General features: G+C 64.6%; 8 protein-coding genes. 3 read left to right on the top strand and 5 right to left on the bottom strand.

What is annotated here, in order from left to right; translation table 11 throughout:
• Window positions 1-407: 407 nt before the first annotated feature.
• The 3 genes from Q1X76_RS09500 to Q1X76_RS09490 form a co-directional block, all read right to left on the bottom strand.
• A complete protein-coding gene (locus Q1X76_RS09500; protein ID WP_300719555.1) occupies window positions 408-1322 on the bottom strand; it encodes an EamA family transporter in 915 nt (304 codons plus the stop codon).
• A 478-nt stretch (window positions 1323-1800) separates the two neighbouring features.
• Entirely contained in the window at window positions 1801-2265 is a 465-nt protein-coding gene (locus tag Q1X76_RS09495) for an MFS transporter (RefSeq protein ID WP_300719553.1), read from the bottom strand.
• Window positions 2232-3020, bottom strand: a complete 789-nt coding sequence (locus Q1X76_RS09490) for an MFS transporter (protein WP_300719551.1) — start codon at window positions 3018-3020, stop codon at window positions 2232-2234. The genes Q1X76_RS09495 and Q1X76_RS09490 overlap by 34 nt, the downstream gene beginning before the upstream one ends.
• Window positions 3021-3608: 588 nt before the next feature.
• Between Q1X76_RS09490 and Q1X76_RS09485 the strand changes: the two genes are divergently transcribed.
• On the top strand, window positions 3609-4067 hold the full coding sequence (locus Q1X76_RS09485; protein ID WP_300719549.1) for a transcriptional repressor: 459 nt from the start codon (window positions 3609-3611) through the stop codon (window positions 4065-4067).
• Between the two features lie 131 nt (window positions 4068-4198).
• Window positions 4199-4378 (top strand): hypothetical protein, encoded by a 180-nt coding sequence (locus Q1X76_RS09480; RefSeq protein ID WP_300719547.1) that lies wholly within the window; start codon window positions 4199-4201, stop codon window positions 4376-4378.
• A gap of 78 nt (window positions 4379-4456) precedes the next feature.
• Here the strand turns inward: Q1X76_RS09480 and thyX are convergent, their stop codons facing one another.
• Window positions 4457-5254 (bottom strand): FAD-dependent thymidylate synthase, encoded by a 798-nt coding sequence (gene thyX, locus Q1X76_RS09475; RefSeq protein ID WP_300719545.1) that lies wholly within the window; start codon window positions 5252-5254, stop codon window positions 4457-4459.
• Between the two features lie 498 nt (window positions 5255-5752).
• Between thyX and trpB the strand changes: the two genes are divergently transcribed.
• The gene (gene trpB / locus Q1X76_RS09470; protein WP_300719543.1) at window positions 5753-6979 is read left to right on the top strand and encodes a tryptophan synthase subunit beta; all 1227 of its coding nucleotides are present in this window, start codon (window positions 5753-5755) and stop codon (window positions 6977-6979) included.
• 263 nt (window positions 6980-7242) lie between these two features.
• Here trpB and Q1X76_RS09465 read toward each other — a convergent pair whose 3' ends face one another.
• The gene (locus Q1X76_RS09465) at window positions 7243-8742 is read right to left on the bottom strand and encodes an outer membrane homotrimeric porin (protein WP_300719541.1); all 1500 of its coding nucleotides are present in this window, start codon (window positions 8740-8742) and stop codon (window positions 7243-7245) included.
• Window positions 8743-8946 lie beyond the last annotated feature (204 nt).

The following is an 8946-nucleotide window of genomic DNA, read 5'->3' as shown; positions in this document are numbered from 1 at the left end:
GTCATCTGGCCCCCGTCGCTCTCCCGCGTCGTCTCCGTGCCTTCTCCGCACCTGTCCGCGCTGCCCTCCTCCCTGTTCCGCCCTTCCTGCGCGCCCTTCTTGGCCGGCCTCCTTCACAGCCCCGCCTGCCGGCCGACGGCTGCCGCCGGACCCTTGCGCGCGGTAGCCCCACCGGGCAAGACAAGGGACGTTCGGCCGATGCCGCATCCACGCCACGCCGGACGTCCTTCCCTCCGGCAGGCCCTGGGACGTTCCTGCCCCTTGCCTGCATCCCCGCCCGACGTGCCCAGCGGCAGAGCGGCAACGGATGTCCGGGGCATCCGCGCGGGTCTTCGCGCATGCCCGGCCGGGAAAGGGCCGGGCGGGAGCCTTGCCGGGAGCGCTGTCCGGCCGCAGGCCCTGGCGCGTCAGCGCTTTTCGCGCTGCCACATGATGAAGAAGACGGAACCCACCGTCATGGCGCAGGCCAGGAGCATGGTGCCGGTCAGCAGTTCGCCGCCAAGCAGCCAGCCCAGAAAGATGCCGATCACGGGCACCACATATTCATAAGACACGGCCGTGGCGATGGGCACGTTCTCCAGCAGCCAGAAATAGCAGGCATAGGCGATGACCGAGCCGCCGGTGCACATCCAGGCGAAGGCCAGCACCACGGTCCAGCGGATGTTTTCGGGCCGAACGGCATACTGCTCCCCGCACAGGCAGGCCACCAGCAGACACTCCAGGCCGCCCGCGAAAATGAGCAGGGCGCAGGATTGCAGGCTGGACAGACGGCTTTTGGACGGGAAGCGGCGGGTCAGCAGGGTCCCGGCCACCCAACCGAGGGTGGCCGTGAAGATCCAGAGCATGCCGCCGGGGCTGCTCTGTTGCACGCCGCCCACGTTTTGCTGGCTCCAGGCCAGCAGCAGGAGGCCGCAGGAGCCGGTGCAGAGGCCGAGCCATTGCAGGGGGCGCGGCCGGGGCTCGTTGGCGAACAGCCAGCCCGCCACCAGCATGGTGATGGGCACGGAACCTGTGATGACCGCCGCCGTCGAGGAAGCCACGCTTTCCTGCCCCTTGGCCAGGAAACCGCTGGCCATGAGCACCATGAACATGCCCATCCAGGCGGCGTGGACCCAGTCCTTGCCCTGGGGCCGCCGCCAGCGGCCTGAAAGCAGCAGCACCAGCGCCAGCAACAGGCCGCCCAGGACCATGCGCGCCCCGCCCACCATGAAGGGCCCGGCCACCTCCAGGCTGAATTTGTAGCCGATGTAGCTGGAACCCCACGAGATATACACCAGAAAAAGGTGCAGCATGACATGAACGGACCTGGGCGCGACAGGCATGGCTCCCTCCTGCGGTATGCAGGGCGGAGTATCACAGTGGCCCCGGCTGTCAAGGGGCGGGCACGGGCATGTCCCGGCGAAGCGTCGGCTGTGGAGCATTTCGGGAGCAGCCCGGCATCTTTTCGTGTTTGCACCGGACGGACCTGCGGATTGCCTGATGCCGTATCCTGATATATTCCAAGAGGTGGCGGCAGGCTCTGACGACGGGACACGGGACCGTTGTGACGGCATCCTGGACGGGAGCCCTCAAAAATCCCCATCGCCGTATGCCGGAGAGAAGCTGACGTACACAGAAATGACGTCCCGTACCTGGGCCTCTTTCCCAATGGTCGTGCCGCGGTACGCGCCTGCCGGCTTCGATGCGGCCATGTCGGACCGCAAGACGGGCGGCCGCAGCCCCTTGCGGCGGGAAGGGACTCCGCCGGCCCTGCCTGCAGGCCCTGGTGCGGGCGGCCCTGGCGGCCTTTAAAAACGCCTTCTATTCTGTACCAATGATGGCGCGATAGCGCGGTACGACGAACATGACGAATATGCCCAGAGCCATGAGCTGTCCCCAGGCCGCGATCATATAGGCCATGTCCATGCCCAGGGACTGCGAGATGAAGCCCCCCACCAGCAGGGCGAGACATATCCCGCTGTCCATGCCGATAAAATACATGGCATTGGCGACACCCCGTCTGTTTTTGTCCGCCAGATGCACGAGCACCGTCTGATAACTCGGCAGGAGCGCGCCCAGCGACATGCCCAGCAGGGTCCCGCACGTCAGGAAAAGCGCGGGGGACGTCGTGCGCGCGAGGAGCAGGGCAGCGCCCAGGGCCACCAGTTCCGCCGCACAGACCTGGGCCACAAGATAGCCCTTGTCGACGACATAGCCGGAAAAAAGACGGCTCACCAGGAGCCCTATCCCCATCAGCAGGAAGAAGGTGCTGGCGTAGGCGCCCATGCCGTTGTCCCTGGCAAGCACCGAGATGTAATCGAGATGTAATTTGAGATCATCCCCAGCAAAAAAGCCGCGATGAACAAGGCGGCCAGCGCGTACAGCCCCTGCGGCATGAAGAACATATCCCACGACAGCCTGAAGGGACCCGGTGCGGGCTCCTTCCGCGGTGATGCGACGAACAGCTGCAAACACGTCCCCGTCATGGCGAAGACAAAGGGCAGCCAGAAGGCGAAGGCGTACGAGAACTGATGCGCGACATAGAGGCCGAGCATGGGGCCAAGGATCATCCCCAATGAAAGCATGCTGCTGAAAAGGCCGATCCCCATACCAAGTTTGCCCTCAGGGATGAAGCTGACCGCCAGCGTCGCCTGCGAAGTCGTCATCAGGGAAAAACTCATGCCGTGCAGCAGGCGCACCCCTATGAACAGCGAAACCGTCGCGGCCATGAATGTGACGGGGAAAAGGATCGCGCAGCAAGCCGTTGCGATCAAAAGAACACGCTTGCAATCCATCATATCAGATATTATTCCTGAAAATGGACGTGCCGCAAGTGCCACCAGGGGGAATACCGCAAGACAGATCCCCATGATCGAATTTTTACAATGCAAAACATCTATCAAATAAAGAGGAAGGACAGGCATAACAGAATATATTGCCATACATGTAAATAAATTCGCGATACACATAAGGCAAAAATTTGCTGAAAAAAGCGTCTTCTCTATTTCTTTTTGTGATGAAGTTCCAATATTTTTTTCCATATGGATATCCACCGTCAAAAATTTATTCGATCTGTATAATTAATCACTTCATACAATTAAAATACAGTCTTTTTTCAAGGTAACAATCATGAAAAATAATGTAAACAACCTCTCCCCGCAAAATAGCACCAGCGATAGCGTTCCGGCCGGGCTTCCCACGGACGACGGAGCAGAACGGCCTCTGAGCGGAAGACGCGGCTGCCCGGACAGCGCCGCCCGCCGCATCTACAGGATCGTTACGACCGGGACCGCAGCGGGCGCAGGGAAGGCCACCGGCGGCGCAGCGCCATGGCAGCTTGTTTCAGCCACGGCGACCACACCGCCCAGGACGGCTGCGGATGGGCCGAAGCCGACAGGGCAACGGAGGCGGCCCGGCTCCGGGGAGGCGGCAAGCCCCGCCCTTTCGGGCAGCGGGGCAAGCGTCCGATCGCTCACGGACAGCCGGTAAAAATTTTTCAGCAGGCGGGAAGGCCGCGCCGCCGCCGCCGGGGCCGGCGCGGGCCCCGTCCACTGCCGGGCGGACAGCGCTTTCAGACTTGGCAGGCCATGCCTGCCATGCTATGACGATGCCGGGGGGAAGGCTCTTTTATGAAAGAAGAACAGAAAGACCGATCAGAACTGCTGGCATTCCTGGAATTCATGAACCGCAAGGGGCTGAACACCACGGCCCAGCGACGGATCATCGCCGATGCGTTTTTTGAGCTCCCCGGCCACCATTCGCTGGAGGAATTCTACCAGCATGTGCAGAAGCTGGATCCGCGCATCGGCCAGACCACGGTCTACCGTACGCTCAAGCTCCTGTGCGACGCCGGCATGGCCACGGAGATACATTTCAGCGACGGCATCACCCGCTATGAGGTCGCGGCGCCCGACAGCCACCACGACCACATCGTCTGCCAGTCCTGCGGCAAGATCGTGGAGATCTACGACCCGCGCATCGAAAAGCTGCAGCAGGAGCTGACCAAGAAGCACGGCTTCCTGCTCCTGCGCCATGTGCATATCCTTTCCGGCATCTGCGCCGACTGCCAGAAGAAGATGTCCAAATGACCCCGTCCGGGCACGGCCACACGGGGCGGAGCTTCTCCGCCCCTTTTTTGTTGGGCGCGTCCGATCAAAGTTGATTTTCATTTTCAATAGGGCTATACTGGAAAAAAACGCTCCACAACAAGGAAAGAACCATGGATGGCCAAAGCATCGCCGTTATCATCATCGTGGCTGTGGCCGTGATCTTCATGATCAGAAAGTGCATCACCTCCGCCCGCAGGGGGCAGTGCTCCTGCGGCTGCGGCGAGGACAAACAGCAGGCGCCCTGCTGCAAGAGCTGCCAGACGTCCGGCAGCGGGCGTCCCCTGCGCTGAGGACGACTCTCGACGGCAAAGGGCCGCTTCCAGGGGGAAGCGGCCCTTTTTTTCTTGCTTTTTCGCAGGCGGGGGCCCTTACTCCGCGTCGAAGCTCTCGGGGCTGACCACCTGCTGGCCCCGCTGCTCGCGCAGGATGGCCAGGGCTTCGTCCTTGGTCAGGATATGCCCGCGGCACTGGGGGTTCTGCAGGCGGTTTTCCGGGCAATAGCCCAGCTGCACGCAGTTGGGGCCCGCGCCCTGGAAAAGGTCCGGCGCGGCCTTGCGGCACAGGCGCAGCATCTGCCAGGCCAGATGGCGGATCTCGTGCTGGGCGTTGCGGCAGCAGCGGATGGAGAACCAGTCCAGCAGGGCGTGGGCGTTCATGCCGATGATGGCCTTGAACTCCGTGGCCTGGGGCTTGAGATAGCGCAGATCCTCTTCCGGCAGGCCGGCCTCCAGCCCGGCATCGTACCACTGCCGGGTCAGGTCCGCCAGATCGCGGCCGCTGAGACGGACGCGCTGCCCGTCGGGCAGGGCCACCTCGGCGGCGAAATCGCGCACGCTTTCAGGATAGACCACGGAAAAACGGCGCTTGCCGCCCAGCTCCGCGCGGCCGGACTTGATGAGATAGGACGCCAGACGCTTGCGCACCAGCTGGGTCTCGGTCACGCGGGAATAGCCTTCCACGCCGAAGAGGAAAAAGTCGAACTCCAGGGCGGCGCGATGGCCGCTTTCCAGGATGTTGCGCACGATCCGGCGGGAATAGGGCGAGGCCGCTATCTCCTCCAGGCTGCGCTCGCTGCGCACGAAGCGCGCGGCGATGTCCGTGTAGATCTTGCCGCCGCCGGCCAGCAGCACCACCTTGCCGTTCCCGGTATATTTTTCGTCCAGCATGCGCGCCTCCTCTGGTCTGGGAAGGCTGAACCTACACGAAAATCCCCCGTGCCTCAAGCACCCGCCCCGCGCGCGGGCGCAGGACGGCATGGGAGGCGGCCGGGGGCAAGGGGGCGGCCCCTGCGCCGGAAGGCGGCTTGCGCCCGCTCTCCACCAGCCCGCAGGGGCCGGACGTCCTTCGCGCAGGGGCGTGCATATCCTTGTCTGCCGTCGCGGGCTTGGAACCGACCGGGCAGCCTTCCGCGCAAGGCTCGCATGACGGCCCTGCCCGCCACTGCAGAGGCAGGGGCAGCATCTGACGGCACGACGGTGGACGGTATCATGCCCCGACCGGGCCGTCCCGCCGCTGAGGCTCCGCAGCATGGCCTGCGGCCGGGCAAGCGGATCGTGCCCCGCGCGGCCGGCTTTCTTGACGCTCGGGAGCGGACGGCATACTGTGAGCGACTTCCCACACAGAAAAACCATCCGCATGCAGCCGCGTGCATAAAAGGAGCAACCATGAGCAAGGAGATCAAAGCGTTCTGCCAGCCCGACAGCCAGGGTTTTTTCGGCGCGTATGGCGGCCAGTATGTGCCCGAACCCATCAAGGCACGTCTGGACGAAGTGGATCAGGCCTTCAAGGAAGCCCTGGCCGATCCCTCTTTCAGCCAGGAGATGCAGCGTCTGCTGCTGCACTTCGCCGGACGCCCCAGCCCTGTCTTCCACTGCCGCAACCTCAGCAGGAAGCTGGGCGGCGCGCAGATCTGGCTGAAGCGCGAGGATCTCAACCATCTGGGCGCGCACAAGGTCAACAATACCCTGGGCCAGTGCCTGCTGGCCAGACGCATGGGCAAGACCCGCGTCATCGCCGAGACCGGCGCGGGCCAGCACGGCGTGGGCACTGCGGCCAGCGCCGCCCTCATGGGTCTGGAATGCACCATCTGCATGGGTGAGGTGGACGTGGTCCGCCAGCACCTCAACGTGACCCGCATGGAGATGCTGGGCGCGCGCGTGCATACGGCCATGAGCGGCCAGCGCACCCTCAAGGAAGCCGTGGACGAGGCCCTGGAAATGTGGGTCAACGACCCGGACATGTTCTATGTGCTGGGTTCCGCCGTGGGCCCGCATCCCTATCCGCTCATGGTGCGCCACTTCCAGTCCGTCATCGGCAGCGAGGCCCGCGCCCAGATGCTGGAATTCGCCGGTCGCCTGCCCGACGTGGCCATGGCCTGCGTGGGCGGCGGCTCCAATGCCGTGGGCCTGTTCTCCGGCTTCGTGCATGACGAGGGCGTGCGCCTGATCGGCGTGGAACCCGGCGGCCGCGGCAACGGCTACGGCCAGCATGCGGCCTCGCTCTGCTACGGCGAACCCGGCGTGCTGCACGGCTTCCATTCCTACATGATCAAGAACGACAAGGGCGAAGCCGGCGAGGTCTACTCCATCTCCGCCGGTCTGGACTATCCTTCCGTGGGCCCCGAACTGGCCGAACTCAAGGACGCCGGCCGCGCCGACTATGTGAGCGTCACCGACGAGGAAGCCCTGCAGGCCTTCTACGCCCTGTCCCGCAGCGAGGGCATCCTGCCCGCGCTGGAATCCTCCCATGCCCTGGCCCATGCCATGAAGATGGCCCCCGGCATGGACAAGGACGCCATCATCCTGGTCAACCTCTCCGGCCGCGGCGACAAGGACGTGGCCCAGGTGGCCGATCTGGTGAGCAGCGGCGCCTTCGTGCCCGCCCGGGACTAGGCACCCGCACCGGGCGAAAGCCGCCCGGCCGTGCCCCAGACGGCCGCAGGGGCGCCGGACGGGGGGCTGCCCCGAGCATGCAGCCCGCGCCTGTCTCATGATGCGATCGACCCCACCCGCGTTGCGGGTGGGGTCTCGTTTCGCGCCTGTCAGGCGGCAGGCGGGCTGGAGCCCATAAACGGACGCGGCGGACAGAAAAACTGTCCGCCGCGTTTTGTGCCGTGCCGCGCTCTCCGGCCCGGGAGCCGGGCCTGAAAGGCGCGCTAGAAGCTGTACATGTAGGAAAGGCTGAAGTTCCAGGCGTCGCGCACGTCGTCGTTGCGGCCGTTCATGCGGCTGTTGCCCCACACGCTGCCGTCATGATCCAGCCACAGGGCCACATAGGCCACATCCAGAGCCACCAGGAAGTTCTCGCTCACCTTGGTGGTGCTGGTCAAGCCCCATTCCAGGGCGTAGTCCTGGCGGGTCAGGTACAGGCCGTCCATGCCCACGGTGCCGTTCATGCCGCCGGAATTGGCCGCCAGGCCCTGCGAGGACAGCCATTTGGCCATGCCCGGATCGTTGGTGCCGCCGATGAGGTTGACGCGGAAGGTCTGGTACAGGTCCTCGATGACGTTGACGTCGCGCAGCTGCAGGCCCACGCCCCAGGTGCCCACCATGCTGTTGCCCACCGCACCTTCGCGGGAGATGAACTCGTTGCCGTTGAAGGCATAGTGCGACCAGGCGTTGTGCACGTTGGCCACGCTGATGTAGGGCATGCGTTCGGAACCGTTGCCGCGGTCGTCGTCATCGCCGGAACCGTACCAGCCGTAGATGCCGGGCTTGGTCCAGCCCAGGTCGTATTCCACCAGCAGGGAGGCCAGCCAGCCGGCGCGGTTGGCCGAGCCGTCGTCATAGCTCACGGAACCGTAGTTCAGATCCCAGGCGATGCGCCAGGGCTCCAGCAGGGTCAGCTCGCCGGTGAGGCCCGCCCAGAAGGCATTGCCGTACAGATCCATGCGGCTGTCATGGGCCGCGCCCCCGGCAGGCAGCATGCCCGCCAGGAACTGGCCGCCGGAAACACCGATGTTCCGCCAGTCGCTGATGCGGTCACCGTCCAGGCTGTTGGGACCGATGCCCACATACATGGCCCAGGGCGTGAGGCGGAAGCCGTCGAAGGTCAGGGGCAGCAGCAGGGCCGCGGCATCCACGTTGTCCATGTAGTCCCTGCGCGCGCCGTTGTCCCTGAGATCCTGGAAATTGTCATTGTACAGCCGCGCCCACAGGGCGGTGAGGGCCACGTTGTCGTTGATCTGCCAGCTGGCCGTGATGGCGGCCGCGTCATCGCCCCAGACCTGGCTGCCGGTGGTCATGCTGGGCAAAAAGATGCCCTGCAGGCCCATGCGGACCTTGATGCCGGTATCCGGCACCATCCAGTCCAGCCAGGCGTTCTTGACTTCCACCACCGCGCCGTCGGCCCCCAGGGCGCCGCCGGTGGCGTTCTGGCCCCAGATCTGGTCGCCCATTTCAAAGATGATGGAACTGGCCAGGCTCTCGGAAGCCACGGCATCCAGCTGCAGGCGCAGGCGCTGGCGGGCCTCGAAGCTGTCCTCGTTGCCCTTCTTGTAACCGGTCAGACCGTTGCCGCCGGTGAAGGCGCCGTTGTCGCCGTAGTCAAAAGCCATGATCCACTGCCCGCCGATCTTGAAATCGACGGCCTGGGCCATGCCCGCGGCGGAGAGCAGCAGGCCGGCGGTCAGGAGGAGCGTCGCGATCTTTTTCATGCAAATCCTTCCAAGGCAAATTTCTGTCTGCAGGAGACAGGGGGCAGCATAGCCGCCGGCGCTCCGGCTGGCAAGATGGTGCGTCAAATTTTTTTTACTGACGCTCGTCACCGGCAAAGGATCCCGGCTGCTGCCGTACGGCCCCGGCGGAGCGGTCGGCGGCAGGCAGCCGCGGGCAAGCCGGGACATGCGATCCGCGCGACG

This window comes from uncultured Desulfovibrio sp. (assembly GCF_949282365.1).
Taxonomy (GTDB): domain Bacteria; phylum Desulfobacterota; class Desulfovibrionia; order Desulfovibrionales; family Desulfovibrionaceae; genus Desulfovibrio.
The sequence above is the reverse complement of the archived record's forward strand: the minus strand, read 5'-3'. Positions and strand labels throughout refer to the sequence as shown.

Bases quoted from the DNA above. Each gene is read 5' to 3' on its own strand.
- Q1X76_RS09500 (WP_300719555.1), bottom strand. From the start codon at position 1,322: ATGCCTGTCGCGCCCAGGTCCGTTCATGTCATGCTGCACCTTTTTCTG.
- Q1X76_RS09495 (WP_300719553.1), bottom strand. From the start codon at position 2,265: ATGGGCGCCTACGCCAGCACCTTCTTCCTGCTGATGGGGATAGGGCTC.
- Q1X76_RS09490 (WP_300719551.1), bottom strand. From the start codon at position 3,020: ATGGAAAAAAATATTGGAACTTCATCACAAAAAGAAATAGAGAAGACG.
- Q1X76_RS09485 (WP_300719549.1), top strand. From the start codon at position 3,609: ATGAAAGAAGAACAGAAAGACCGATCAGAACTGCTGGCATTCCTGGAA.
- Q1X76_RS09480 (WP_300719547.1), top strand. From the start codon at position 4,199: ATGGATGGCCAAAGCATCGCCGTTATCATCATCGTGGCTGTGGCCGTG.
- thyX (WP_300719545.1), bottom strand. From the start codon at position 5,254: ATGCTGGACGAAAAATATACCGGGAACGGCAAGGTGGTGCTGCTGGCC.
- trpB (WP_300719543.1), top strand. From the start codon at position 5,753: ATGAGCAAGGAGATCAAAGCGTTCTGCCAGCCCGACAGCCAGGGTTTT.
- Q1X76_RS09465 (WP_300719541.1), bottom strand. From the start codon at position 8,742: ATGAAAAAGATCGCGACGCTCCTCCTGACCGCCGGCCTGCTGCTCTCC.